Below are 23802 nucleotides of genomic sequence, written 5' to 3'. Positions count from 1 at the left end.
GCGAGTGATCTGTTTCGGACCCATACTCGTTCTTCGCCAGGAAGCGCGTGTCGAAAAAGGACGCTCGCCCTCCAGTCGAAGCGAGGTATCGCCCATGCGTTTTCGGTCCGCACGTCCGAGGCTGGTGGCCACCGCACTGCTGACCATGGCCGTTCTTCCGATCTCAGGGCCTCCCGGCGCCGCCGGTCCGACCCCCGAACCGCCCGAGGCGCAGACCGTCCGAATCCCGCTCCACGACGTGGCCACCTCGCGGGCCGCGGTCCGCGAGGTGCACAGCGAGAAGGCCTTCGAACTGGTCGGATTCACCTGGCGAGGACCGGCCCCGGACCGCATCGAGGTGCGCACTCGCACCTCGGAGGGCTGGAGCTCGTGGACTCCGCTGGAAGCCGAGGAGGGCGGCAGCGAGCCGATGTGGACCGGCCGCAGCAACGACGTGCAGGTCCGCGCGGACGAGCGCGGTCAGGACGTCACCGACCGGCTGCAGTTCATCGGCATCGACCCCGGCGAGCAGGCCGCCGCGCCCAAGGCGAGCACGCCTGTCGCGGGCGCTCCGCCGGTGGTCACGCGCGCGCAGTGGGGCGCTGACGAGTCGAAGATGACCTGGCCGGTCGAGCGGACCACCACCAAGGCCGCCGTCGTGCACCACACCGCGGGCACCAACGGCTACACCTGCGGCGAGTCCGCCAAGATCGTGCGCGGCATCTACCAGTACCACGCGGTCGAGCTGGGCTGGGGCGACATCGGCTACCACGCGCTGGTCGACAAGTGCGGCACCGTCTTCGAGGGCCGCACGGGCGGTCTCGCGGGCGAGGTGATCGGCGGTCACGTGCGCGGGTTCAACGACCACACCTTCGGCATCTCGATGATGGGCAACCACGACGGCGTGACGCCCGCGTCGCAGACGATTCGCTCGGTGGCGAACGTGGCCGCCTGGAAGCTCAAGACCAAGGGCGTTCCGGCCGAGGGCACCACCCGCCTGGTCTCAAAAGCGCCCCAGGGCTCGAAGTACCCGGCGGGCACGGAGGTCACGCTGCCCACGATCTTCGGCCACCGCGACGCCGGCCACACGGCCTGCCCCGGCAAACGCGGCTACGACCAGCTCGGAGCCATCCGGTCCCAGGCGTCCGAGGCCCAACTCTCCACCCAACCCTGAACCCACCGGGAAGACACGGATTTCCACTGAAACCCGGGGCCCGACTTCCACTGAAACCCGGGGCCTGATTTCCACTGAAATCCGGGACCACCCACCGCTGAGCGGCGCCTGCCCGGAACGGGGGAGGCGCCGCTGGAGTGTTCACCACCAGCGTTCGAGGACCTGGGCGACGCCGTCCTCCGCGTTGGTCGTGGTGACCTCGTCAGCCGCCGCGAGGGCGTCCGGGTGGGCGTTGCGCATGGCCACGCCGTGACCGGCCCAGGTGAGCATCGGGACGTCGTTGGGCATGTCGCCGAAGGCGATCACCTCCGACCGCGCGATGCCGAGATCCGCCGCCACGGCGGCCAGTCCCGCCGCCTTGTCCACGCCCGGCGCGGAGAACTCGATCAGGCCCGATTCCGTCGAGTAGGTGGACTGGAGCCGGTCGCCGATGATCTCGGCGGAGGCCGCCGACAGCTCGGCGCTGTTCATCCCCGGGTGCATCACCAGCAGCTTCATCGCGGGCTTGCCGGTCACCTCGTCGGTGGGCGCGACGCGGATGTCGGTGTTCATCCAGCCGCGGTGGAACTCGGCCTCGGCGAGGAACTGCTCGCGCAGGTCGTCGTGGGCGGTGCGGGTCGCGCGCTCGACCGCGAACGCGCAGCCGGTCAGCTCGTGCCGCAGCTCCCGGACCACGTCGTGCAGCGTCACCGGATCGATGTCGTGGCTGTGCAGCACCCGGTCGGCGGCGGTGTCGTAGGTGACCGCGCCGTTGGCGCACACCGCGATGCCGGACACCCCGAGAGCGGCGACCACGCGCGGCATCCACCTCGGCGGACGACCGGTGACCAGCACGAACGGCGTTCCCGACGAGACGACCCGGCCAGCAGTGGCCGCTGTCCGGGCGGACACCTCCTCCATCGGGTCGAGCAGGGTTCCGTCCACGTCTGATGCCACCAGGCCAGGTTCACGCACGCGCCCCATCATGCCCGCCGCACCACCGCTCGCGGGCGTCGTGGCTGGTAAGAGGACGAAGGGACGTTCGTCACCTGATCGGGTCGAACGCCCTTGAGCGGGACCAGTACCGTCTACCCGTGCGCGTTGGGATCGTGATCTTGCCCGAACACCGTTGGTGGGCTGCCGAGCCGCTGTGGCGGATGGCCGAGGAGTACGGCTTCGCCCACGCCTGGACCTACGACCACCTCGGCTGGCGTTCCCTGGTGGACAAGGCCTGGTACGACGCGGTGCCCACGTTGACCGCTGCCGCCACCGTCACCTCGACGATCCGGCTCGGCACGCTGGTCGCTTCCCCGAACTTCCGGCACCCGGTGCACTTCGCCCGCGAGCTGACCGCCCTGGACGACATCGCCGACGGCCGCATCACCCTCGGCATCGGCGCGGGCGGAACCGGGTTCGACGCGAACGTGCTGGGACAGCCCGAGCTCACGCCGCCGGAGCGCTCCGACCGCTTCGCGGAGTTCCTCGAACTCCTCGACCACGTGCTGCGCTTCGACGTCACCGACTACGACGGCACCTACTACTCGGCGGTGGAGGCGCGCCGCGCGCCCGGCTGCGTGCAGCTGCCGCGCATCCCGTTCGTGGTGGCCGCCAACGGCACCCGCTCGATGGAGCTGGCCGCGCAGCACGGCCAGGGCTGGGTGACCACCGGTCGAGGCGGGGACGACCTGGAGAGCTGGTGGCGCGCGGTCGCGGAGCTGTCGCTGCGCTTCACCGACATCTGCCACCAGCAGGGCCGCGACCCGGCGAAGGTGCACCGGTACCTGCAGGTCGACGCCGCACCGGAGTTCTCACTGTCCAGTGTGGAGCACTTCCGCGACGTGGTCGGCCGCGCCGACGAACTCGGCTTCACCGACGTCATCACCCACTGGCCCCGAGCCGACAGCCCGTACGCGGGCAAGGAGTCCACAGTCGAGGAGATCGCCACCGAGGTCCTCCCCGAGCTGTAGGTGTGCCACCCCGTCGACGTGGGTATCCGTCGTCGGCAGGAGGTGGTGACGATGTCGGTGCGGACCAAGGTGCAGACCCTGCTCGACGAGGCGGGGACCAGCTTCGCCAGCGAAGCCGGGATCACGCTGACCAACAAGCCCTCACCGCTGTACCGGCTGGCGGTGCTCTCGGTGCTGCTGTCGACGCGGATCAAGGCGGGCATCGCGGTGGACGCCGCCCGGGAGCTGGCGCAGTGGAACAGCCCGCAGAAGATGTTCGACGCCACCTGGCAGCAGCGCGTCGACGCCCTCGGCCGCGCGCATTACCGGCGCTACGACGAGAGCACGTCCACCGCCCTGGGTGAAGGCGCCGAGATGCTCCTCGACCGCTACCACGGTGACCTGCGGAAACTCCGGGCCAAGGCCGACGGCGATCCGGAGGAGCTGCGCAGGCTCCTGATGGATCTGCCGCGCCTGGGCCCGGTCGGCGCCGACATCTTCTGCCGCGAGGCCCAGCTCGTCTGGCCCGAACTGCGCCCCCACTTCGACGGCAAGGCCCTCAGCGGCGCGAAGAAGCTGGGTCTGCCCACCGACCCGGACAAGCTCGCAGACCTGGTCGAGGGCCACGACCTCGCGAGGCTCGCCGCCGCCCTGGTCCGCAGCACCCTCGACCGCAAGCTCGCCTCCGCCGTGCGGTGAGAGGTTCAGCCGAGAGGAGACGAGACCCCGGCGGAACCGGGGTCTCGTCGACGTTTCAGCCTGCGGTCACTTGGGTTCGAGGACCTCGAGGCCGCCCAGGAACGGGCGCATCGCCTCGGGAACCCGCACGGAACCGTCGGCCTGCTGGTGGTTCTCCAGGATCGCCACGATCCAGCGGGTGGTCGCCAGGGTGCCGTTGAGGGTCGCCGCGAAGCGCGTCTTGCCGTCGGCGTCGCGGTAGCGGGTGTTGAGCCGTCGCGCCTGGAACGTGGTGCAGTTCGAGGTCGACGTCAACTCGCGGTAGGTCCCCTGGCTGGGCACCCACGCCTCGCAGTCGAACTTGCGCGCCGCGCTGGAACCGAGGTCCCCGGCCGCGGTGTCGATCACCCGGTAGGGCACCTCGATCTTGGCCAGCATCTCCTCTTCCCAGGCCAGCAGGCGCTGGTGCTCGTCGCGGGAGTCCTCTTCCCGGCAGTAGACGAACATCTCCAGCTTGTTGAACTGGTGCACGCGGATGATGCCGCGGGTGTCCTTGCCGTAGGAGCCGGCCTCGCGGCGGAAGCAGGTCGACCAGCCCGCGTAGCGCGCGGGACCGTCGGCGAAGTCGAGGATCTCGCCCGAGTGGTAGCCCGCCAGCGGAACCTCGGAGGTGCCCACCAGGTAGGCGTCGTCCTCCTCCAGCCGGTACACCTCGCTGGAGTGGGCGCCGAGGAACCCGGTGCCGTCCATGATCTCCGGACGCACCAGGACCGGCGGCACGACCAGCGTGAACCCGGCGGCGGTCGCCTGGGCGGCGGCCATGTTCAGCAGCGCCAGCTCCAGCTGCGCGCCGATGCCGGTGAGGAAGTAGAAGCGAGCGCCGGAGACCTTCGCCCCGCGCTCCATGTCGAACGCGCCCAGCGCGTTGCCCAGCTCCAGGTGGTCGGAGACCTCGAAGTCGAACTCCGGCGGGACGCCCACGTGCTTGAGCACCGCGAAGTCGTCCTCGCCACCCGGCGGTACGTCGGGCTCGACGACGTTCGAGACGGCCTTCTGCAGCCGCAGCAGCTCGGCGTCGGTCTCGGACTGCTCGGCCTCGGCCTCCTTGACCTGCGCGGCCAGCTCCTTGGCCTGGGCCAGCAGCGCGTCGCGCTCCTCGCCCTTGGCCTTGCCAACCTGCTTGCCGAACTGCTTCTGCTCGGCGCGCAGGTTGTCCGCCCGGGACACCGCGGACCTGCGACGCTCGTCGGCGGACAGCAGCGCGTCCACCAGGGACGCGTCCTCACCACGTGCGCGCTGCGACGCGCGCACCGCTTCCGGATCATCGCGTAGCGTCTTCAGGTCGATCACAGCTGGTCAGCGTAGTCGCAAACAGAAACGACGCCACGCCCAGGGTGCCCACAAACCAAGCGACACCATTTCCCCAGGCAACACCGTCAGGCAACCGGCGAAGCCGGTTTCTCACCACCCCACCTGAGCAACCGGCACCGCCGCGGGTTCTGAGCGGCTCTCTGGTGAGGACAGCCGTAGCGCCGTGTATTGGACATACACAAGTCTCGGATCCCGGAGCCAGAGAGCCGCTCAGGTTCCGCTACCCGCACCGCGAAGCAAAGAGACCACTGAGCAGTGGCAGTAAAAGTCTCGAACTCCAGAAGCCGGCCCCGCCACCCGCACCGCGCCCAGCCAAAAATCTCAGAGCAGCAAGGATCAACTCTGAGGAATCCGGTGCGGTACGAACGCCGCCCCATCATCGGTGATCAACCCAGCCGTCTCCCGAATCCCCAACCCGGCGGACTCGTCCCCGACGACCCAAGCCCCGAGCGCAGGCCGCATCCCGTCGAACTCGGGCAGCGGGTCGAACGCCTGGTAGACGAATCCCTCTTCGCCGTAGAACCCGCCGGTCTCGGTCTCCCAGCCGGGCGCGGCGATGGTGATGTTGTTGCCCTCGCGCCCGAGCCGCGGCTTGCGCACGTACTCGGTGAGCAGTCCGGGCTGGTCCAGGTAGGTGGGCAGCAGGTTGGGGTGCCCGGGGTGCATCTCCCAGAGGATCGCCAGCAGCGCCTTGTTGGACAGCAGCATCTTCCACAGCGGCTCGACCCACTGGGTGGCCGGCAGCGTGGTGATCGCGTGCTTGCCGAACTCGTCGTCAACCATCCACTCCCAGGGGTAGATCTTGGCGACGGAGTTCATCGGCGCCTCTTCGAGGTCGACGAAGCGCTCCAGCAGGCTGTCCCAGCCGATCTCCTCGATGGCCAGCCCGACTGTGTTCAGGCCCGCCTCGGCGGCGGTCTCCTGCAGGTAGGCGGCGGTGAGGTTGTCCTCACCGGTGTGCTCCTGGGCGGACCAGGTGAAGTGCACCTCGTTGGTCGCCAGCTGCGGCTTGATCTCGCCCCAGCGCTCCACGAGCTTCTCGTGGATGGAGTTCCACTGGTCGTCGCCGTCGTGGACCTCGGTGAGCCAGTGCCACTGCACGACCGCGGCTTCCAGCAGCGAGGTCGGCGTGTCGGCGTTGTACTCCAGCAGCTTGGCGGGGCCGGAGCCGTCGTAGCGCAGGTCGAAGCGCCCGTAGAGGTGCGGGTCGCGACGGCGCCAGGACTCGGCGATGTGCGGCCACACCCACTCGGGGATGCCGAAGTCCTTGTACCGCTCGGTGGTGATCACGTGATCGACGGCGTCCAGGCACATCGAGTGCAGCAGTTCGACGTCGGCCTCCAGCGAGAGGACCTCGTCGAGGCTGAACTCGTAGTGCACGCCCTCGTCCCAGTAGGGCCGGTTGCTGCCGTCGGCGGCGCGCGCCGGGGTCCCGAAGACGAGCCCGAGCTCTTCGACCTTCGACTGCCAGTCCGGGCGCCGGGCCCCGGTCGTGCGCTTCACTCGTCAGCTCCCGCTGCTACCGGACTTGCTGGAGATCCCGAACCCACCGCGCTGGATGGTCGAGCCCTTGGAGTCCTTGATCGTGGTGCCCGACGGCTTGGTGAACGACGAGCTCGACACGGGCGAACCGACGCGCGGCGGAGCCGCTCCCGCCGGGGTGTAGGCGTAGCGGTAGGAGGGCGTCGGCGACATCGGACCACCGAGGAACAGCGGCATGAACACGAAGCCGGAGTGGTGGTCGATGTGCCCGCCTTGGCTGCGCACGTAGTTCTCGTCGCAGTTCTCCGGAGGCGCGGCCACCGCCTGGCCGGGCTGCTGCTCCTGCGCGCAGTACTGCTGCGAGGCGTTCGCGGATGCGCTGACCTCGGAAGCGGAGTACATGGCGGCCACCAGCGCCACGACGCCGACGGTCGCGCCGCCGCCGATCATCGCCTTCCGGCGCTTGGCCGTCTTCGCAGCGGCCGCCGCCTGCTCGGCGCGTTCGGCCTCGGCACGACGCTGCTCGGCCATCTGCCTGGCCTTCTGCTCGGCGAGCGTGGGCTCGCGCGGCGTCGTGCTCTGCGGGTCCTGGTAGCGGATCCGCCCCTGGGCGTCCGCCGGCATCTGCTGGGTCGGCTCGTCCGGGGAGGAGCCCCCCTGCGGCCGCTCGTTGTCTGACACTGGCTTGCCATTCTCCGTCATTGCCCCACTCCCAAGCGCCACACTACTCAATGAATGGACGCTCACGGCAACGAATGAGTTCCTTTCCTCTCCACTTCCGGCGCGGACAGCTGCCAGCCCACAACTGCGCCAGGCATGATGGGTTCGATGGTCCAGCCCGAGCGCACACCCGAATCCCGCCGCAAGCCGCCCAACGCCAAGCTGGTGATGGTCGCGGCCGCGATCGGTGCACTGCTGATCCTGACGGTCAGCATCCTGCTGAACTGGCCGATGGAGTCCGGCAAGGTCGGCGGCCCGGCGGGGATCGGTGAGGCGCCCGCGCCCGAGGTCGTCTTCGAGACGCGCGCCGGTGAGTGCCTGAACTGGACCGAGCCGGACGCCGCGGACATCCGCAAGGTCACCTGCGCCGAACCGCACCTGTTCGAGGTCACCGGCCCGTACGACCTGCGGGAGTTCGGCCCGACCGCGCCGTTCCCGAGCACCCAGCAGTGGCAGGAGGTCAAGCAGCAGCGCTGCATCGAGGTCTCCGACCAGTACCTGGGCGGCAGGTTCGACAAGGAGGGCCGCTTCACCGTCGGCGCCTTCACCCCCAGCCAGGAGGGCTGGGCCGACGGCGACCGCACGCTGCACTGCGGCCTGCAGCAGCCGGGACCGTCCGGGAAGTTGTTCCCGATCACCGGCGAGGCCTCGAAGATGGACCAGTCGAACGTCTACCCGGCGGGCCGCTGCCTGGGCATCAACGGCACCCAGGTCTGGGACCCGGTCGACTGCGCGCGGCCGCACGCGGTGGAGCTCAGCGCCGTGATCAACCTGGCCGATCAGTTCCAGGGCGACTTCCCGTCGGAGAACGACCAGGACGGCTTCCTGGCCACCAGGTGCTTGGACCTGACCGCGGCCTACGCGGGCGGACCGACGGCGGCCAAGGACAAGGGCCTGATCGTCTACTGGGACACCCTGTCCGAGGAGAGCTGGGCGGCCGGTTCGCGGCAGGTCAACTGCAAGCTCAGCGCGCAGCTGCCCGACGGCAGCGGGCTCGCGCCCGTGAGCGGCAGCATCAAGGGCCGGGTGCAGGTCGGCACGGCCCCGGCCGGCGACACGGCACCGACCGAGCCGGGTGCCCCCGCCACCGAGCAGCCGCGCTGACATGCCGGTGGAGATGACCCGCGCCCGCTTCGAGGAGCTGGTGGGCGACGCCCTGGACCGGCTCCCGCCGGAGTTCGCGACCGCGATGAACAACGTGGTGGTGCTGGTCGAGGACGCCCACCCCGAGGACCCCGAGCTGCTGGGCCTCTACGAGGGCATCGCGCTGACCGAACGCGACCACACCTACAGCGGCGTCCTGCCGGACACGATCACGATCTTCCGCGATCCGCTGCTGGCGATGTGCGAGGACGAGGAGGAGGTGGTCGACGAGGTGGCCATCACCGTCGTCCACGAGATCGCCCACCACTTCGGCATCGATGACGACAAGCTCCACGAACTCGGCTGGGGCTGAACCCCGCTCGAGAACTGCAGGTGTGGGACCCAGCTCGCACCGCCGAGCAACGCGTCCCTGAGCAACTCCTAGTCCACGGAGCGGCCGAGGTGGGCCATGAGGCGCTCGGTCGAGGTCGCCCGCTCGGGCGCGGTCTTGGCGGGGGCGAAGCCACCCGGCCGCCGCATGGCCTGCTCCGGCACGGACTCGATCAACGCCCGGCAGAAGGCCTCTAGGTCCGCGGGCAGCTCGACCGAACGCCCGCAGCTGCGGTGCAGGTCCCAGCCGTGCATGGCGAGGTCCGCGACCGGGAACGCCAGCGCCTGCCGCAGCGGCACCTCCCCCGCCGGTGAGGGCCGCGGCGCCTCCAGATCGACACCGGGCAGCGCGCGGCGGATCCGCTCGGCGATCTCGCGGAGCTCCCCAGTGGGGTCCGCGCACACCCAGTCGGCCGGCTCGGACGGGGTGTTCCAGACCTCCCCGTCCTCCAGCAGCGTCGCGATCTTCGTCGCGCTGCCGGTGACGTGCCCGACGAGGTCGCGCACGCTCCAGCCGTCGAGGTTGGAGGGCTCGTTCCAGCGATCGGCCGGAACCCGCTGCACCGCTCCGACGAAGAACTCCAGGGATTCGGCGGCCAGCACGCCGATCTGCGCATTCGCGTCGACCATGAGCGGCACCGTAGGGCTCACCACCGACACCCGCCCGCTGACCGGTCTAGAGCAGGCCGTCCCAGGTGAGGCAGCGCCAGCCGGTGCCGGTCGTCGGGTCGGACTCGATCACGATCAGGCCGGTGTTGGGCAGGTGCAGCGAGTCGGCCTCGGCACCCGTGACCTCCTCGACCAGCACGCCCGCGACCAGCCGCAGCATCGCGCCGTGGCTGACCATCACCACCGTGCCCTCGGACACGCCCTCCAGGGCGGCGCGGGCACCGATGAGGAACCGGGTGATCGCGTCGCGGCCGGATTCCCCGCCACCGGGCATCGGCACGTCAAGGTCGTGGCCGTGCCACTGGGCGTAGACGTCGTCGAAGACCTCCAGCGCCGGACCGCCCAGCCCCTCCAGCTCACCCACGAACACCTCGTGCGTGCCCTCCGCCAGCTGCAACGGCAGGCCCAGCCGCCGCGCGACCGGCTCGGCGGTCTCCTGCGCACGACGCGCCCCGCTGGCGTGCACCGCGACGATCTTGTCCTCGCGCGCGGCCAACCGCTCGGCGAGCTCCTCGGCCTGCTGCTGCCCGAGCTCGGTCAGCCCCGGGCCGGGCGGAAGGGTGTCGAGCAGCTTGGCGACGTTCGCCGGGGTCTGCCCGTGACGGGCCAGCACCAGCCGCACGCCCTCCGGCGCCGCCAACTCGAAATCACTCACGCGAGCCTCCCCGCACGCACGGCGGCCAACCACTCGGCCGCGTTCCGGAACGCTTGCTCCGACGAAGCCGGCCGCACCGACGCGGGCTTCCGGTCCGCCTTCGGGTACGAGCCGAGGAAGCGCACCGAGTCGCAGCGGCGCTGCAGCGCCGCCATCGCCTCGCCGATCCGCGCGTCGGCCACGTGCCCGTCGAAGTCCAGGTAGAAGCGGTAGTGCCCGAAGTGGTCCTTGACCGGCCGGGACTCGATCCGGCTCAGGTTGATGCCGCGCAGCGACAGCTCGGCCAGCATGTCCGACAGCGTGCCGACCTCGTCGCCGATCACCGCGCAGATCGACGTCCGGTCCGCGCCGGTCGGCTCCGGCAGCGTCCCCGGCCTGCGGAGCAGCAAGAACCGGGTGACCGCGTCGCGGACGTCGGCGATGCCGGTCGCCAGGCGGTGCAGCGACGAGTAGTGATCACCGGCCACCGGCGCGGAGATCGCCGCGTCGTACTCGCCATCGGCGACGGCGGCGGCAGCAGCGGCGGTCGAGCTGACCGCGCGGACGTCGGCCTTCGGCAGCGCCTCGGCAAGCCAGCCGCGCACCTGCGCCAGCGCGTGCGGATGGCTGGCCACGGTCCCGACCTCCCCCAGCGTCATGCCCGGCTGGGCGAACACGTCGAACTGGACCGGGATCACGGCCTCCTTGACCGCGACCAGCGGATCGTCCACGGTCAGCGCGTCGAGCGTGGCCGGAACGGAGCCCTCCACGGAGTTCTCCACCGGGACCCCGGCGGCCAGCACCTCCCCCGAGCGCACCGCGGCCAGCGCCACCGGCACGGTTTCGCAGGGCACGAGTTCGGCGTCGAAGTCGGCGGTCAGCAGCCGAGTCGCTTGCTCGGTGAAGGTTCCCGGCGGACCGAGGTAGGCGATTTCTGGCACCCGCCCAGGTTACGGGCCGCGCAAGGCCGCCCGGGTTGGGCCACATGAACGTTTTTCAACGGCTACTGAGGGGTTTCCACGCTCCGTGACCGTTCCGGCCTCGCTCCGCGGGGCTAAACGCCACGTCGTCGCGGATGTGACCTACCCAATGCCACTACGCGGTGCATTCCTGCGATGCTGTGGGGCGTGACCGCAGATTCGGGGCGCTCATCGGCAGAAGGAGCGGAGCCGGAGCTGCAGCTCGTCCTGTGCGCGTTGGACGAGCCGCTGGCCGCTGCATGGCAGGAGATCGCGGAAAGCCGTCCCGGCATTTCCGTTCATCAAGGCTCGGTTCTCGACGTTCAGGTGGACGCCGTCGTCAGCCCCGCCAACTCCTACGGCTGGATGCGCGGTGGCATCGACGCGGTGTACGCCCGCGCCTTCCCAGAAGTCGAGGAGCAGGTGCGCAGCGCCGTGCTCGCCTACCACGGCGGCGAGCTGCCGGTGGGCGAAGCGCTGCTGGTCCCCACCGGTGTCCCCAGCCCGATCTGGCTGATCAGCGCACCGACGATGCGTGAGCCCGGCGAGACGCTGCCCGCCGACACCGTGCACCCCTACCTCGCGGCGCGCGCGATGATGCGGCTGTGGGCGAGCGCGGTGCTCGACAACGGCGCCCCGGTGCACCAGGTGGTGCACTCGATCGCGATGCCCGGCCTGGGCACGGGGATCGGCGGCGCGGCCCCCCAGTTGTGCGCCCGCCAGGTCGCGGCCGCATGGGACGAAGTGTTCGCCCAGGTCGATCTGCACTGACGCCCGCTGCCAGGCGGAACGGGGCCCTGAAAAGTACGGTCAGGCTCAAGACGACCCATCTAGGAGGTTCCCCCGATGCTGATCCGCCGTCTGGCTCGTCCGATGCTGGCTTCGATCTTCATCATGGGTGGGATCGGTGCCCTCAAGGACACCCCGAACCACGCCAAGGGCGCTGCGCCGCTGCTGGAGAAGGCGACCGGCCCCGTGCGCGACGTGCTGCCCGAGCAGGTACCGACCGACCCCGAGACCCTGGTGCGCATCGACGCCGCCGTGAAGATCGGCGCGGGTGCGCTGCTGGCGCTGGGCAAGTTCCCGCGAATGGCATCGCTGCTGCTGGCGGGCAGCATCGTCCCGACCACGCTGGCCGCGCACCGCTTCTGGGAGGAGCACGACCCGCAGCTGCGCTCCGAGCAGCAGATCCACCTTTTGAAGAACCTGGGTCTGCTCGGCGGCGTGCTGCTGGCGGCGGTCGACACCGGCGGCAAGCCCAGCGTCGGCTACCGAGCCCGCAAGAGCGCCCGCATCGCCAAGAAGACCGCGAAGAAGACCGGCGCGAAGAACGCGAAGAAGACGGGTGCGAAGAAGAAGTAGCCCGAAACGCGGCACTGCTGCGCGGACCGCCACCGGCGCCCATTAGCGTGGGCGTCGTGGCGGTCAGGGTGCTGTTGGTCGATGATCACGAGGTCGTCCGGCGAGGTCTGCGGGACCTGCTGGACACCGAACCCGACGTCGAGATCGTCGCCGAGGCCGGTGGCGTCAACGAGGCGCTGACGCGCGCTCAGGCCACCGCGCCGGACGTCGCGGTCATCGACATGCGGTTGCCCGACGGCGACGGACTGGAGCTGTGCCGCAAGCTGCGGGCCTTGGACGACGCGCCGTACTGCCTGGTCCTGACGGCCTTCGACGACGAGCAGGCGCTGGTCGGCGCGATCAACGCGGGAGCGTCCGGCTACCTGCTCAAGCAGGTGCGCGGCCAAGACCTGGTCAACGCCGTCCGCGAGGTCGCCGCCGGCCGCTCGCTGCTGGACCCGGTCACCACCGGGCGGGTGCTCGACCACCTGCGCCAGACCACCAGCCCGGAACCGGATGAGCTCGCCGCCCTCACCGAGCGCGAGCGCAAGGTGCTGGAGCTGATCGGCGAGGGCCTGACCAACCGCCAGATCGCAGAGCGCCTGTTCCTGGCGGAGAAGACCGTCAAGAACTACGTGACCTCAGTCCTGGCCAAGCTCGGCATGGAACGCAGGACCCAAGCAGCGGCCTGGGTAGCCCGCAGGGAGAAGACCTGAGGAAACAGCGGGCAAGCGCCGTAGGCGCTTTCTCCTTGCCCCACCTGAGCACCCGGCACCCGCGCGGGTTCTGACACGTCGCCTGGCGAGGACGCCGCGACGACGTGCATTGGCATACATGAGGAGTGGCGCCCGAAGTCCAGGCGGCGCGTCAGGTTCCGCTACCCGCACCGATGAGCAAGGCGACCACGAACGATGATCACTTCTTCGCTCGGACCTCTACCGAGGTTCCTTCTGGCCCGTGCTCGACGGTGATCTCGGCCTTGCTCAGGACCGCTTCGCGGATCGACGAGCGCAGGCGGTCCTTGAGCTCCGTGGGAGCGTGCTCACCGCTGCACTTGCGCTGCAGCAACGCCTTCAGGTGTTCCTCGATGCCGAAGTGCTCCAGGCACGTTCCGCAACCATCGAGGTGACGCTGCACGGCTTCGCGCCGCGCCTGGTCGCACTCGTTGTCCAGGAACAGCCACACCTCGGCGAGCGCGTCCTGGCAGGATGCCTCGTCCGGCTCACCGCAATTCATGAAGTGCTCACCTCCTGCTGGGTCTCCCGCATGAAGCCTCGATCACGGGCGACGTCGGTGAGCATCTCACGCAGCTGCCTGCGACCACGGTGCAACCTCGACATGACGGTGCCGATGGGAGTGCCCATGATCTCGGCGATCTCCTTGTACGCAAAACCTTCCACGTCCGCGAGGTACACGACCATGCGGAACTCCTCGGCCAGCAGCTGCAGCGCGGCCTTCACGTCGGTGTCGGGCAGCCGGTCCAGCGCCTCGACCTCGGCCGAGCGCAGTCCCGTCGACGTGTGGTTCTCGGCCTGCGCGAGCTGCCAGTCGGCGATCTCATCGGTCGGCTGCTGCTGCGGCTGTCGCTGCCGCTTGCGGTAACCGTTGATGTAGGTGTTGGTGAGGATCCGGTACAACCAGGCCTTCAGGTTCGTGCCCTGGGTGAAGGACTTGAACGCCGAGAACGCCTTCAGGTAGGTCTCCTGAACGAGGTCTTCGGCGTCCTGGGCGTTGCGGGTCATCCGCAGCGCCGCACCGTAGAGCTGGTCCAGCAGCGGCATCGCGTCCCGCTCGAAGCGGGCCGCGCGCTGCGCGTCGGTCTCCTCCGCCCGCTCGACGTCCTGCGTGGTGACAGCGTCGGTGCGCGCGGTGTTGGCAGAGTCCTCTGGGGTGCTCGGCACCAGGCTCCTTTCCCGCCGCCCGGACGACGTGGCGGCAGACGACGAACCCATGCACTCCTTCGCATGGTCCGTGTTCGAGGATACCCGCGCTGTCCTGCCATTTCCTGGCGGCGACAGCTGCGGGCGCGGTGGGCGGTCCAGCACGCAGGTGTTCGTCGAATCCATCGTCACGCTGGGTTCAACACCACCTCCGGAGACGCTATTCCGGGCTCTAGAGTGACGTGCGTGGCAGGCAAGGGAACCCAGGCGACGGCGCTGTTGACCAAGAAGGGCGTGACGCACCGCGTGCACGCCTACGACCACGACCCGCGTGCCGAGTCGTTCGGACTCGAAGCCGCCGAAGCACTCGGCCAATCACCCGATCGAGTGTTCAAGACGCTGGTCGCGGACGTCGACGGCAATCTCACGGTCGGTGTGGTCCCCGTCACCGGCCAACTCGACCTGAAAGCCCTGGCCGCTGCCGCCGGCGGCAAGAAGGCCAAGATGGCCGAGATCGCCGCGGCGGAACGGGCCACCGGCTACGTCGCAGGCGGCATCTCCCCGCTGGGCCAGAAGAAGCGCCTGCCGGTCGTCATCGACACCTCCGCTCAGGGCTTCGACACGATCTTCTGCAGCGCCGGACGCCGGGGACTGGAGATCGAGCTGTCCCCGAACGAACTGGCGGACCTGCTGAGCGCGACCTTCGCCGAGATCTCGGCCTGAGCGGGCCCGAGGGGAGCGACCCCGGAGGACCGCTCCCCTCGGCACCTGGTGCCGCTGCCGCGCAACAGCCGCACCCCGCGCCGGACAAGATCGGGTACTCGCCCTGTCCGGTTGCACGAGCTCGGGGGCCCAGCGCCGACCGATGTTGAGGTCTCCGGACGCGGAAGAGCAAGGCCGCGAATTTCAGATGGTGATCACGCCCCGGCGCCAGGCCTCCCACCTGCGCAGGAAGAAATCGCAGCGCACGGCTCCACATCGGAAGTCACTCGCCCGAGCGAGGTCAGTCGATCAGCCGCAGCACCCGCGTCAGCCACTCCGACGTCGCCCGGTGCACGGCATCGACGTCGGCCTTGAGCGAGTGATCCCCGGCCACGAGCACGACCTCGCGGTTGTGCGCAGGCTCGGGCCTGCCGAACGCGTCGCGCTCACCCTGCACGACCAGCACCGGGTTCTCCACCGCGTCGATCTCCGACGCCCGAGACTTCTCCGGCTTGCCCGGCGGGTGCAGCGGGAACGCCAGGCACAGCACCGCCTCCGCCTCACCCGCATCCGCGGTGCGGCAGGCCACCCTCGCCCCGGAGGAACGCCCTCCGAAGATCAGCGGCAGATCGGCGAACCAGCGCTCGCCGAGGTCCTCGACCACCGCCAGCCACGCCGCGTCCAGCTGCTTGGCCGGTGCCGGAGCCCTGCGGCCGGCCACCCGGTAGGGCTGCTCGACCAGCGCCACGTGCACCCCGGCATCGGTGGCCGCGCGAGTCGCCGCCACCAGATCGGGCGCGTTGATCCCGCCACCCGCGCCGTGCCCCAGCAGCAGCGCGGCACGACCTTCCTCAGCGCAGTGCAGCTCGGCCCGTGCCGGGCCGTGCGGGGTGTCGACCTCGATGCTGGTCATGACTCGAACAACGCCGCTTGCTCAGCCGGCTCGGGCACCGGATCGGCAGGTTCCAGCAGGTCAGGATGGTTGTTGCGCATGCTGTTCACCTCGGTCGACACGGTGTGGAGCGCCAACTCGCCGAGCGCGCCGGGATCGGGGCGCAGCAACTCGTCGATCTCGCTGCGCGTGGGATCCAGCCAGTCCGCCCAGCGCTCCTCGGGCAGCACCAGCGGCATCCGGTGGTGGACGTCGGCCAGCTCGCCGACCGCGTCGGTGGTGACCACCGCGCACGTCACCAGCGGCTCACCGGCAGTTCTCGGGTCCCACCACGCGGAGAACACCGCGGCCATCGCCATGCTCGCGCCGTCTCGACGCCGGCACAGGTAGGGCTGACGCCGCTTGTCCCCGGGCTTCCACTCGTACCAACCCGTCGCCGGCATCAGGCAGCGGCGCCGCCGCGCGGACTCCGCGTAGGCCGGTTTGGCGGTGATCGTCTCCGCCCGCGCGTTGATCATCGGCGGCCCGCCGTCGGCCTCCTTGGCCCAGGTCGGCACCAGGCCCCAGCGCACCGGCCGCACGCTGCGCTCCTCACCGCGCTGCACCACGATCGGAACCGTCTTGGTGGGCGTGATGTTGAAGTCCGCGCCGGTCGCGCCCTCCGTGCGATCAGCGGCCGCGAACTCCTCGGCCAACGCCGCCGGGTCCCGCCGCACGGCGTAGCGACCACACATCCGCTCTCACCTCGACTCGACTACTTCTCCCGGTCCAAACCTACCGCCTTCTCCCCCGCGTCGAGAGACACGCGATCGAGCAGTTCCACACCGTTGTTGCGGACGCTGTTGACGGCCGTGGAAACCGGCCTGACCTCCAGCGATTCCGCGATCTCCAGCGACGGCGGCGCGAGCAGGTCCGACACGTCCGGCTGATCGGGATCCAGCCACTGCGACCACGCCCGCTTCGGCAGCAGCAGCGGCATCCGGTCGTGCACGTCGGTCAGCGGGCCGACCGCCGCCGCCGTCAGCACCGAGCAGGTCACCAGCGGCTCGGCCTCGTCGTTCTCCCGCCAGGTCGAGTAGATGCCCGCCATCGCCAGGCTCGAACCGTCCGGCGGGGTCATGAAGTACGGCTGCTTCGCAGCACCCTCGCGCTTCCACTCGTACCAACCGTCCGCCGGGACCAGGCAGCGGTAGCGCTTGATCGAGCTCCGGAACGCAGGCTTGCTGGTCACCGTCTCCGACTTGGCGTTGATCATCCGGCTGCCGATGGACTTGTCCTTCGCCCAGAACGGCACCAGACCCCACCGCATCACCCGGATCGACCGCTCGGTCCGCTCCAGATCGGCTTCCCCGGTCTCGTCCTGCGGATGCCGCTGGACCACCGTCAGCACCCGCTTGGTGGGGGCGACGTTGAAGTCCGCGCCCGGCGCCGCACCGCCGGTGGCGTCCAAGGCCGCGAACTCCGCCGCGAGCTTCCCGGGATCCTTGCTGGAGGCATATCGGCCGCACATCCGGAGTCCAACCTCCCGCGAGTCGACGGCGTGTCCACTTCATCCTGGCAGTCCCGTTCATCCCAGGCGAGCGTCCTGACCGCCCCGGCGCTGAAATACCCGGGTGGAATGCGGGATCATTGGGGCATGACCCAGCTCTGGCCTGCTCCCGCCGCCACCGGCGCGGTGCGCGCGACCGTCCCGCTGCCCGGATCCAAGTCGATCACCAACCGGGCTCTGGTGCTCGCCGCGCTCGCGGACGGGCCCTCCGCGCTGCGCGCGCCGCTGCGCAGCCGGGACACCGAGCTGATGGCCTCAGCACTGCGCTCGCTGGGCGCCACGATCGCCGACGGACCGGACGGATCGTGGCAGGTCACCCCGGCCGACCTGCGCGGACCGGCGGAGGTCGACTGCGGCCTGGCCGGAACCGTGATGCGCTTCCTGCCCCCGGTCGCCGCACTCGCCACCGACCGGATCTCCTTCGACGGCGACCCGCAGGCCCGCGCACGACCGCTGGGCACCGTGCTCGACGCGCTGCGCGAGCTCGGCGCCGACATCACCGGCGACTCCCTGCCCTTCGAGGTGCGCGGCAGCGGCAACCTGACCGGCGGCACGGTCACCATCGACGCCTCGGCGTCGTCGCAGTTCGTCTCCGGCCTGCTGCTGTCCGGCCCGCGCTTCGACAAGGGCGTCACCGTCCGGCACTCCGGCCCTCCGCTGCCGTCGCTGCCGCACATCGAGATGACCGTCGCGATGCTGCGCGACGCCGGAGTCATCGTCGACGCCTCCCAGCGCAACACCTGGCGCGTCGAACCCGGCCCGATCAGCCCGCTCGACGCGGACGTCGAACCGGACCTGTCCAACGCGACCCCGTTCCTGGCCGCCGCGGCCGTCACCGGCGGCACCGTCACCGTGCCCGGCTGGCCCGCCCGGACCACCCAGCCCGGCGACGCGATCCGCGACATCCTCACCAAGATGGGCGCCGACGTCCGCCTCGACTCCGACGGCCTGACCGTCACCGGCCCCGACGAGCTGGCACCGGTCGACATCGACCTGCGCGCCGTCGGCGAACTCACCCCCACCGTCGCAGCGCTGGCCGCGCTGGCCACCGGCCGGTCCCACCTGCGCGGCATCGCGCACCTGCGCGGCCACGAGACCGACCGGCTCGCCGCCCTGGAGACCGAGCTGAACAACCTCGGCGGCAACGCCCAGCAGACCGAGGACGGCCTGATCATCGACGCCCGCCCGCTGACCGGCGCCGAATGGCACTCCTACGCCGACCACCGGATGGCCACCGCGGGCGCGATCCTCGGCCTCGAGGTGCCCGGCGTGCTGGTCGAGGACATCGCCACCACCAGCAAGACCATCCCGGACTTCCCCGGGATGTGGACCGCGATGCTCGGGGAGCCCGCATGATCCCGGGGGCCCGCAGATGAGCAAGCGCGGCTGGCGGAACCTCGACGAGTCCGACGTGCGGGTGCGCCCCGGGAGGGGCAGCAGGCCGCGCAGCAAGCAGCGGCCCAAGCACTCCGACGCCGCCGAAGCCATGGTCATCGCCGTCGACCGAGGCCGGTGGACCGTCGCCCTCGACGGCGACCCGGGCCGCGTCGTCACCGCCATGCGAGCCCGCGAGCTCGGACGCACCCCGGTCGTCGTCGGCGACCTGGTGGGCGTCGTCGGCGACGTCTCCGGCAAACCCGACACGCTCGCGCGCATCGTCCGCGTCGCCGACCGCGCCAGCGTGCTGCGCCGCACCGCCGACGACACCGACCCCTACGAACGAGTGGTCGTCGCCAACGCGGAGCAGCTGATCATCGTCACCGCGCTCGCCGACCCGCCACCGCGCCCCGGATTCATCGACCGCTGCCTGGTCGCCGCCTACGCGGGCGGCTTGGCCCCGGTGCTGTGCCTGACCAAGGCCGACCTGGCCGACCCCGGCGAGTGGATCGCCACCTACTCCTCGCTGGACATGCCGATCACCATCACCAGCCTCGACGCCGAACCCGACGAGCTCCGCGACATGCTCTCCGGCCGGGTCTCCGCGCTCGTCGGCCACTCCGGCGTCGGCAAGTCCACGCTGGTCAACAAGCTGGTCCCGGCAGCCGAACGAGCAACGGGCGAGGTCAGCGGCGTCGGCAAGGGCCGCCACACCTCGACCTCCGCGGTCGCGCTGGCGCTGCCCGGCGACGGTTGGGTCGTCGACACACCCGGCATCCGCTCCTTCGGCCTGGCCCACGTCACCGCCGACGACGTGATCGCCCCGTTCGAGGGTTTCGCCGAAGCCGCCGAGGAGTGCCCGCCGAACTGCGGCCACCTCGGCGGGACCGACGACCCCGACTGCTACCTCGACACCTACGCCGAGCAGGAAGGCGGCAGCTCCGACCAGCTCGCCTCGCTCCGCCGCCTCCTGCGCTCCCGAGCCGGTCTCGACGAGGCTTGACGGTGCGGCGCGCGGCCCCCTGAACGAGGCGGCCGCGGGCACTCAATCCATCCCTCTAATGGGGAATCGCGTTCCCGGTGGGTTTGGAACTTCGTTGCTAGCGTTGGCCAGCGACGACGTCCAAGCCATCCGCCACCCGTCGAGGAGCACGTCCGATGCCCCGTGCCCGCACCAGGACTGCGGTGCTGTCCGCTGGTCTCGCCCTTGCCGCAACGCTCAACGCCTGCACCAGCGCGCCACCCCAACCACACGCGGCACTGCCGATGGCCCGTCCCGATCCGCGTCCGGTCGCCGAAGCCGTTCTCGCAGACACGATCAACAAGATCAACGCGCGCGGCACCGCGCACGCCACCATGACCGGGAGCCTCGGCGTGGTCGGGCAGCTCAACGCCGACGGAGCCGTCCGGTACCGGGGCCCGCAGGCCGACCTCGCGCTCGACGGCAAGACCCGCAACGCGCGCACCGAGAAGCTCGCCGTGTCCATCGTGGACGAGGTCGGCTACCTCAACACCCCGCTGGCCCGGCCGGACGCGACCAAGCCGTGGCTGAAGATCTCCCATGACGGCTCGGACTTCGGCTCGAAGCTGCTCAGCCCTGCCCTGGACCAGCTGCACGAATCCGTCGACCCGCGCGCCACGTTCAGCGGCGTCGAGCAGGCCACCCGCATCCAGGGGTCGGCGCCCGACACCGTCGAAGGCCGCCCCACCACCCGCTACGACCTGCGGATCCTCACCGAGGAAGCCGCCAGGACGGCCCCCGACGAGCAGCAGCGCGAACGCTTCCAGCGGGCCGCCGACGACGGCGAGCGCGAGCTCGGCTTCCAGCTGTGGCTCGACGAGCAGGGCCTTCCCGCCAAGTTCGCCTCCACCACCAACATCGCCCAGGCAGGCGAGGTCTCGCTCACCTCCACCTACCGCGACTGGGGAACCCCGGTGGACATCCAGCTGCCCCCGGCCGCCCAGGTCGGAGTCTTCGACGACCTCCCACCGATGGCGCAGCCGCCGCGCTGATCACATGAGTTCGAGCAGGAACGGGACTTCCTGCGGCGCGTACCAGGCGAGTTCGTGATCCTCGGCGTCGCCGAGGGCGAACTCCGCGTCCGGATCTCCCAGGTCGGCGGCGTCGATGACCTCGGCCGCCGACCGGACCGCGTCCTCGGCCTCGGTGGTGTCCACGTGCACGGCCGCGAGCTGCTTCCAGATCACCGGGCCTGACACCTTCACCACCGCGTGGTCGAGGTCCGGCCGCAGCGTCACGTCGTCCACGTCGGCGGAGATCACCACCCGCCGCTGCTCGATCTTGCCTTCCTCGTCAGCGGCCAGGAGCCGCAACGAGGCACGAGCGGCCTCCCGCATCGCGGCGTACTCCAGCTCTTCGGTGTCGCCGGTCGCGTAGGACTCGCGAAGCGCCGGAGTCAGCGCGAACGCCGTCCCGCCCAGCGGCTGCATCTGCTTGTCCGCCACCAGTTGCTGCAGCATCGGCAGCGTGGCAGGCAGGTAAATCCTCATGCGTCGACCGTCCCGATCATCTCGTCTACAGCTTCACCGATCATCGCCGCCAGCACGCCGACGTCGGGCATCGCATCCCGATCCGCGTTCAGCCCGAAGTACACCGCGCCGTTGTACGAGGTGACACCGACCGACAGCGACTGGTTCTTGGCCAGCGGCACCACCGGGAACATCTCCATCATCCTCGCCCCAGCCGCGTACAGCGGCACCTGCGGCCCCGGGACGTTGGTGACCAGCACGTTGAACAACCGGTCCGAGAACCCGTTGGCCACCCGCGCGCCCAGCGCGTGCAGCGTCGGCGGAGCGAAACCGCTGACCTTCACCAGGGCGTCCGCGGCCACCGACTGGCCGGACTCGGCGTGCGCCCGCATGGCATGGCTGACCTGGTGCAACCGCATCGTCGGATTGCCCTCGCCCACCGGCAGGTCCACCAGGTACGCCGACACCTTGTTGCCCACGGTGCCGACCGGCAGGCTCGCCGTGTCCTGGTAAGCGGCGTCCGCTTCCGCGTCGTCGTCCCGGACCGACACCGGCACCATCGCCCGCAACGTCGTCGACGGGGTGACCACCTCGCCTCGCGAGAGCAACCAGTTCCGCAGGGCGCCGGCGACCACCGCCAGCACCACGTCGTTGACCGTGCTGCCGTGCGCCCGTCGCACCGCCCGCAGATCGTCCAGCTTCGCCTTCGCCACGGCGAACCGCCGCTGCGTCGACGTCGGCGCGTTCAGCGGGCCGCTGGGTGCGGGCACCACGGCCGCCCGGACCGCCGAAGCGACGCCGCCGAGAGCGCGCGTCACCTTCTGCACCGTCGCCGAGGCGTCGACCATGGCCGCCCGGACGTTCTCCACGACCTCGCCCGGCCGCTGCACCGCGTCCGTTGCCGCCTCCACCAGCAGCTGCGCCACGGTCGGAGCCGGTCGCGGCATCCAGAGCGCGTCCACGTCCTCGATCTCGCGGTTGCGCTGCAGGTCGAAGATGACCTGCCCGATGTCGATCGCACCGATGCCGTCGATCATCGCCTGATGGGTCTTGGTGATGATCGCGACCCGGTTCTTCGACAGGCCTTCGACGAGGTACAGCTCCCACAGCGGCCGGGTGTGGTCGAGCTTGCGGGACATCAGCCGCGCCACGAGGTCGTGCAGCTGATCGTCGTTGCCCGGTTTCGGCAGCGCCGACCGGCGAACGTGGTACGTGAGGTCGAAGTCCTGGTCGTCCACCCACACCGGTCGCGCCAGGCTGCCCGGAACCTCCATCACCCGCTGCCGGTAGCGGGGCACCAGACCGAGCCGCCGATCCACCATCGACAACAGGTGCTCGTAGTCGAAATCGCTGCGAGGCCGGCGGAAAACCGCGACACCGCCGACGTGCATCGGCGTCGTGTAGTCCTCCAGGTAGAGGAAGGAGGCGTCGACGGCGGAAAGGCGATCGGGCATGCGGAGATCCTGGCACACATCCCGGCCAGACCGAGGGGTTCACCCGCCGGGCCACAACGCGGGCATGTGACACTTGATGGTGTGACCAGCGAAGTTTCCCCGAAGGACCGATTCGTCACCGTCTACGGCCGCAAGCCCGTGTTGGAGGCGTTGGCCGACTACGACCTGCGTGTCGACAAGGTGATCGTCGCGGAAGGACTCCGCGGTGGGCCCATCGCGGAAATCGAGGAGGCGGCCGCGGACCGCGCCGTGAAGGTGCAGCGCGCGAGCGCTCATCGGGTGAAGGTGCTGGCCGGCAACGGGCGTCACGACCAGGGCGTCGTGGCCGACGTCGTCGCCCGCAAGATGCGGCCGCTCGCCGACGCGCTCGCCGACCACGCCACCGCCCCGCGCACCATCCTGCTGCTGGACGGCCTGACCACTCCCGCCAACGTCGGCATGATCCTGCGGACCGCCACCGCCTCCGGCATCGACGGCATCGTCGTGCCGCACCGCGGTGTCGCCGGACTGGACCCGCTGGTCATCAAGGCTTCCGCCGGAGTCGCCTTCCACGCGCCCGTGCTGCGCAGCCGCACCGCGGCCGAAGCGGCCGAGATGCTCACCGAGGCCGGCTACCCGCTCTACGCGCTCGACGCCGGCTCGGAGCACAGCCTCTACAACACCGACTTCGGTGACCGCGCCGTGTTCGTGCTCGGCAGTGAAACCGCCGGTCTCTCCACAGAGGTGGAGGAGCGCATCGCCCAGCCGCTGTCGATCCCGATGGCCAACGAGGTCGAATCCCTCAACGTCGCCAGCGCCGCGGCGGTCCTCTGCTTCGAACTCCGCCGCCGCAGCCTCAGCTGACCCGCTCGGAACGGGCACCGCAGTTCTCGCCGTTGCGACTACTGCGGTGTTCGTCGGCCGGCTGATCCGGAACTGGATTTCCCCACGAGGTTTTTCGGGCATGAAAAATGGGGTGGGCAGAAGAATTTCTTCTCCTGCCCACCCCACATAAGGATTGTGTCGGCGGTGTCTTACTCTCCCACACCCTAGCGAGTGCAGTACCATCAGCGC

At 70.3% G+C, this 23802-nt stretch carries 27 protein-coding genes; 13 read left to right on the top strand and 14 right to left on the bottom strand.

Annotated features, from left to right (window positions below; all coding sequences use genetic code 11):
* Positions 1-94: 94 nt before the first annotated feature.
* A complete protein-coding gene (locus AB0J78_RS32640; RefSeq protein ID WP_363795797.1) occupies positions 95-1153 on the top strand; it encodes an N-acetylmuramoyl-L-alanine amidase in 1059 nt (352 codons plus the stop codon).
* A 141-nt stretch (positions 1154-1294) separates the two neighbouring features.
* Here AB0J78_RS32640 and AB0J78_RS32635 read toward each other — a convergent pair whose 3' ends face one another.
* Positions 1295-2107, bottom strand: a complete 813-nt coding sequence (locus AB0J78_RS32635) for an HAD family hydrolase (RefSeq protein WP_363795795.1) — start codon at positions 2105-2107, stop codon at positions 1295-1297.
* Positions 2108-2226: 119 nt separating this feature from the next.
* On the opposite strand from AB0J78_RS32635, the gene AB0J78_RS32630 reads away from it, so the two are divergent.
* Both AB0J78_RS32630 and AB0J78_RS32625 read left to right on the top strand, forming a co-directional pair.
* Entirely contained in the window at positions 2227-3099 is an 873-nt protein-coding gene (locus AB0J78_RS32630) for an LLM class flavin-dependent oxidoreductase (protein WP_363795793.1), read from the top strand.
* A 51-nt stretch (positions 3100-3150) separates the two neighbouring features.
* Positions 3151-3777 carry an endonuclease gene (locus AB0J78_RS32625; RefSeq protein WP_363795791.1) on the top strand — a complete coding sequence of 209 codons (627 nt, stop codon included), beginning with the start codon at positions 3151-3153 and terminating at the stop codon, positions 3775-3777.
* Between the two features lie 66 nt (positions 3778-3843).
* Here the strand turns inward: AB0J78_RS32625 and serS are convergent, their stop codons facing one another.
* The 3 genes from serS to AB0J78_RS32610 form a co-directional block, all read right to left on the bottom strand.
* The gene (gene serS, locus AB0J78_RS32620) at positions 3844-5106 is read right to left on the bottom strand and encodes a serine--tRNA ligase (RefSeq protein ID WP_363795789.1); all 1263 of its coding nucleotides are present in this window, start codon (positions 5104-5106) and stop codon (positions 3844-3846) included.
* A 357-nt stretch (positions 5107-5463) separates the two neighbouring features.
* Positions 5464-6630: a glutathionylspermidine synthase family protein gene (locus tag AB0J78_RS32615; RefSeq protein WP_363795787.1), complete on the bottom strand. Its 1167-nt coding sequence runs from the start codon at positions 6628-6630 to the stop codon at positions 5464-5466.
* A 3-nt stretch (positions 6631-6633) separates the two neighbouring features.
* On the bottom strand, positions 6634-7290 hold the full coding sequence (locus AB0J78_RS32610; protein WP_363795785.1) for a hypothetical protein: 657 nt from the start codon (positions 7288-7290) through the stop codon (positions 6634-6636).
* A gap of 147 nt (positions 7291-7437) precedes the next feature.
* Between AB0J78_RS32610 and AB0J78_RS32605 the strand changes: the two genes are divergently transcribed.
* Positions 7438-8433, top strand: coding sequence for a septum formation family protein (locus AB0J78_RS32605; protein ID WP_363795783.1), 996 nt, complete (start codon positions 7438-7440; stop codon positions 8431-8433).
* A 1-nt stretch (position 8434) separates the two neighbouring features.
* On the top strand, positions 8435-8785 hold the full coding sequence (locus tag AB0J78_RS32600) for a metallopeptidase family protein (RefSeq protein ID WP_363795781.1): 351 nt from the start codon (positions 8435-8437) through the stop codon (positions 8783-8785).
* 68 nt (positions 8786-8853) lie between these two features.
* Here the strand turns inward: AB0J78_RS32600 and AB0J78_RS32595 are convergent, their stop codons facing one another.
* Genes AB0J78_RS32595 through pheA form a run of 3 tightly spaced genes read right to left on the bottom strand, consistent with a single transcriptional unit; the run spans position 8854 to position 11046 of the window.
* On the bottom strand, positions 8854-9432 hold the full coding sequence (locus tag AB0J78_RS32595) for a TIGR03086 family metal-binding protein (protein ID WP_363795779.1): 579 nt from the start codon (positions 9430-9432) through the stop codon (positions 8854-8856).
* Between the two features lie 46 nt (positions 9433-9478).
* Complete coding sequence (locus AB0J78_RS32590) at positions 9479-10126, bottom strand: histidine phosphatase family protein (RefSeq protein WP_363795777.1); 648 nt, start codon at positions 10124-10126, stop codon at positions 9479-9481.
* Positions 10123-11046 carry a prephenate dehydratase gene (pheA, locus tag AB0J78_RS32585; protein ID WP_363795775.1) on the bottom strand — a complete coding sequence of 308 codons (924 nt, stop codon included), beginning with the start codon at positions 11044-11046 and terminating at the stop codon, positions 10123-10125. The genes AB0J78_RS32590 and pheA overlap by 4 nt, the downstream gene beginning before the upstream one ends.
* A gap of 174 nt (positions 11047-11220) precedes the next feature.
* Between pheA and AB0J78_RS32580 the strand changes: the two genes are divergently transcribed.
* From AB0J78_RS32580 to AB0J78_RS32570, 3 genes are all read left to right on the top strand, one after another.
* A complete protein-coding gene (locus tag AB0J78_RS32580) occupies positions 11221-11835 on the top strand; it encodes a macro domain-containing protein (RefSeq protein WP_363795774.1) in 615 nt (204 codons plus the stop codon).
* Between the two features lie 75 nt (positions 11836-11910).
* Complete coding sequence (locus AB0J78_RS32575; RefSeq protein WP_363795772.1) at positions 11911-12426, top strand: DoxX family protein; 516 nt, start codon at positions 11911-11913, stop codon at positions 12424-12426.
* 56 nt (positions 12427-12482) lie between these two features.
* Positions 12483-13121 (top strand): response regulator transcription factor, encoded by a 639-nt coding sequence (locus AB0J78_RS32570; RefSeq protein WP_363795770.1) that lies wholly within the window; start codon positions 12483-12485, stop codon positions 13119-13121.
* A gap of 199 nt (positions 13122-13320) precedes the next feature.
* Here AB0J78_RS32570 and rsrA read toward each other — a convergent pair whose 3' ends face one another.
* Together rsrA and AB0J78_RS32560 are read right to left on the bottom strand one after the other, a co-directional pair.
* The gene (gene rsrA / locus AB0J78_RS32565) at positions 13321-13641 is read right to left on the bottom strand and encodes a mycothiol system anti-sigma-R factor (protein WP_132682204.1); all 321 of its coding nucleotides are present in this window, start codon (positions 13639-13641) and stop codon (positions 13321-13323) included.
* Positions 13638-14357, bottom strand: coding sequence for a sigma-70 family RNA polymerase sigma factor (locus tag AB0J78_RS32560; protein ID WP_363795768.1), 720 nt, complete (start codon positions 14355-14357; stop codon positions 13638-13640). The genes rsrA and AB0J78_RS32560 overlap by 4 nt, the downstream gene beginning before the upstream one ends.
* 174 nt (positions 14358-14531) lie before the next feature.
* On the opposite strand from AB0J78_RS32560, the gene ybaK reads away from it, so the two are divergent.
* Positions 14532-15008, top strand: a complete 477-nt coding sequence (ybaK, locus tag AB0J78_RS32555) for a Cys-tRNA(Pro) deacylase (protein WP_363795766.1) — start codon at positions 14532-14534, stop codon at positions 15006-15008.
* Positions 15009-15288: 280 nt separating this feature from the next.
* Here ybaK and AB0J78_RS32550 read toward each other — a convergent pair whose 3' ends face one another.
* Genes AB0J78_RS32550 through AB0J78_RS32540 form a run of 3 tightly spaced genes read right to left on the bottom strand, consistent with a single transcriptional unit; the run spans position 15289 to position 17389 of the window.
* The gene (locus AB0J78_RS32550) at positions 15289-15900 is read right to left on the bottom strand and encodes an alpha/beta family hydrolase (RefSeq protein ID WP_363795764.1); all 612 of its coding nucleotides are present in this window, start codon (positions 15898-15900) and stop codon (positions 15289-15291) included.
* A complete protein-coding gene (locus AB0J78_RS32545) occupies positions 15897-16613 on the bottom strand; it encodes an SOS response-associated peptidase (protein ID WP_363795762.1) in 717 nt (238 codons plus the stop codon). The genes AB0J78_RS32550 and AB0J78_RS32545 overlap by 4 nt, the downstream gene beginning before the upstream one ends.
* Before the next feature lie 20 nt (positions 16614-16633).
* On the bottom strand, positions 16634-17389 hold the full coding sequence (locus AB0J78_RS32540) for an SOS response-associated peptidase (protein ID WP_363795760.1): 756 nt from the start codon (positions 17387-17389) through the stop codon (positions 16634-16636).
* A gap of 126 nt (positions 17390-17515) precedes the next feature.
* On the opposite strand from AB0J78_RS32540, the gene aroA reads away from it, so the two are divergent.
* From aroA to AB0J78_RS32525, 3 genes are all read left to right on the top strand, one after another.
* Positions 17516-18784, top strand: coding sequence for a 3-phosphoshikimate 1-carboxyvinyltransferase (gene aroA / locus AB0J78_RS32535; protein ID WP_363795758.1), 1269 nt, complete (start codon positions 17516-17518; stop codon positions 18782-18784).
* Between the two features lie 16 nt (positions 18785-18800).
* Positions 18801-19808 carry a ribosome small subunit-dependent GTPase A gene (gene rsgA, locus AB0J78_RS32530; protein ID WP_363795756.1) on the top strand — a complete coding sequence of 336 codons (1008 nt, stop codon included), beginning with the start codon at positions 18801-18803 and terminating at the stop codon, positions 19806-19808.
* 155 nt (positions 19809-19963) lie between these two features.
* Positions 19964-20818 (top strand): hypothetical protein, encoded by an 855-nt coding sequence (locus tag AB0J78_RS32525; protein ID WP_363795754.1) that lies wholly within the window; start codon positions 19964-19966, stop codon positions 20816-20818.
* Here the strand turns inward: AB0J78_RS32525 and AB0J78_RS32520 are convergent, their stop codons facing one another.
* Positions 20819-21316: a hypothetical protein gene (locus tag AB0J78_RS32520; RefSeq protein WP_132673233.1), complete on the bottom strand. Its 498-nt coding sequence runs from the start codon at positions 21314-21316 to the stop codon at positions 20819-20821.
* Positions 21313-22749 carry a wax ester/triacylglycerol synthase family O-acyltransferase gene (locus AB0J78_RS32515; RefSeq protein WP_363795752.1) on the bottom strand — a complete coding sequence of 479 codons (1437 nt, stop codon included), beginning with the start codon at positions 22747-22749 and terminating at the stop codon, positions 21313-21315. The genes AB0J78_RS32520 and AB0J78_RS32515 overlap by 4 nt, the downstream gene beginning before the upstream one ends.
* Positions 22750-22830: 81 nt before the next feature.
* Between AB0J78_RS32515 and AB0J78_RS32510 the strand changes: the two genes are divergently transcribed.
* Complete coding sequence (locus AB0J78_RS32510; protein ID WP_363795750.1) at positions 22831-23592, top strand: RNA methyltransferase; 762 nt, start codon at positions 22831-22833, stop codon at positions 23590-23592.
* Positions 23593-23802: the final 210 nt, after the last annotated feature.

The organism is Saccharopolyspora sp. NPDC049426, from assembly GCF_040676935.1.
In the GTDB taxonomy this organism is placed as follows: domain Bacteria; phylum Actinomycetota; class Actinomycetes; order Mycobacteriales; family Pseudonocardiaceae; genus Saccharopolyspora.
This window is presented reverse-complemented; position numbering and strand designations above follow the sequence as displayed.

Excerpts from the sequence above, each read along its gene's own strand:
- AB0J78_RS32515 (WP_363795752.1), bottom strand. The coding sequence starts at position 22,749 with ATGCCCGATCGCCTTTCCGCCGTCGACGCCTCCTTCCTCTACCTGGAG.
- AB0J78_RS32605 (WP_363795783.1), top strand. The coding sequence starts at position 7,438 with ATGGTCCAGCCCGAGCGCACACCCGAATCCCGCCGCAAGCCGCCCAAC.
- AB0J78_RS32640 (WP_363795797.1), top strand. The coding sequence starts at position 95 with ATGCGTTTTCGGTCCGCACGTCCGAGGCTGGTGGCCACCGCACTGCTG.
- AB0J78_RS32575 (WP_363795772.1), top strand. The coding sequence starts at position 11,911 with ATGCTGATCCGCCGTCTGGCTCGTCCGATGCTGGCTTCGATCTTCATC.
- AB0J78_RS32520 (WP_132673233.1), bottom strand. The coding sequence starts at position 21,316 with ATGAGGATTTACCTGCCTGCCACGCTGCCGATGCTGCAGCAACTGGTG.
- AB0J78_RS32525 (WP_363795754.1), top strand. The coding sequence starts at position 19,964 with ATGCCCCGTGCCCGCACCAGGACTGCGGTGCTGTCCGCTGGTCTCGCC.
- aroA (WP_363795758.1), top strand. The coding sequence starts at position 17,516 with ATGACCCAGCTCTGGCCTGCTCCCGCCGCCACCGGCGCGGTGCGCGCG.
- AB0J78_RS32595 (WP_363795779.1), bottom strand. The coding sequence starts at position 9,432 with ATGGTCGACGCGAATGCGCAGATCGGCGTGCTGGCCGCCGAATCCCTG.
- AB0J78_RS32625 (WP_363795791.1), top strand. The coding sequence starts at position 3,151 with ATGTCGGTGCGGACCAAGGTGCAGACCCTGCTCGACGAGGCGGGGACC.
- AB0J78_RS32580 (WP_363795774.1), top strand. The coding sequence starts at position 11,221 with ATGCTGTGGGGCGTGACCGCAGATTCGGGGCGCTCATCGGCAGAAGGA.
- AB0J78_RS32600 (WP_363795781.1), top strand. The coding sequence starts at position 8,435 with ATGCCGGTGGAGATGACCCGCGCCCGCTTCGAGGAGCTGGTGGGCGAC.
- AB0J78_RS32560 (WP_363795768.1), bottom strand. The coding sequence starts at position 14,357 with ATGGGTTCGTCGTCTGCCGCCACGTCGTCCGGGCGGCGGGAAAGGAGC.
- AB0J78_RS32550 (WP_363795764.1), bottom strand. The coding sequence starts at position 15,900 with ATGACCAGCATCGAGGTCGACACCCCGCACGGCCCGGCACGGGCCGAG.
- rsrA (WP_132682204.1), bottom strand. The coding sequence starts at position 13,641 with ATGAATTGCGGTGAGCCGGACGAGGCATCCTGCCAGGACGCGCTCGCC.
- AB0J78_RS32545 (WP_363795762.1), bottom strand. The coding sequence starts at position 16,613 with ATGTGTGGTCGCTACGCCGTGCGGCGGGACCCGGCGGCGTTGGCCGAG.
- AB0J78_RS32540 (WP_363795760.1), bottom strand. The coding sequence starts at position 17,389 with ATGTGCGGCCGATATGCCTCCAGCAAGGATCCCGGGAAGCTCGCGGCG.
- rsgA (WP_363795756.1), top strand. The coding sequence starts at position 18,801 with ATGAGCAAGCGCGGCTGGCGGAACCTCGACGAGTCCGACGTGCGGGTG.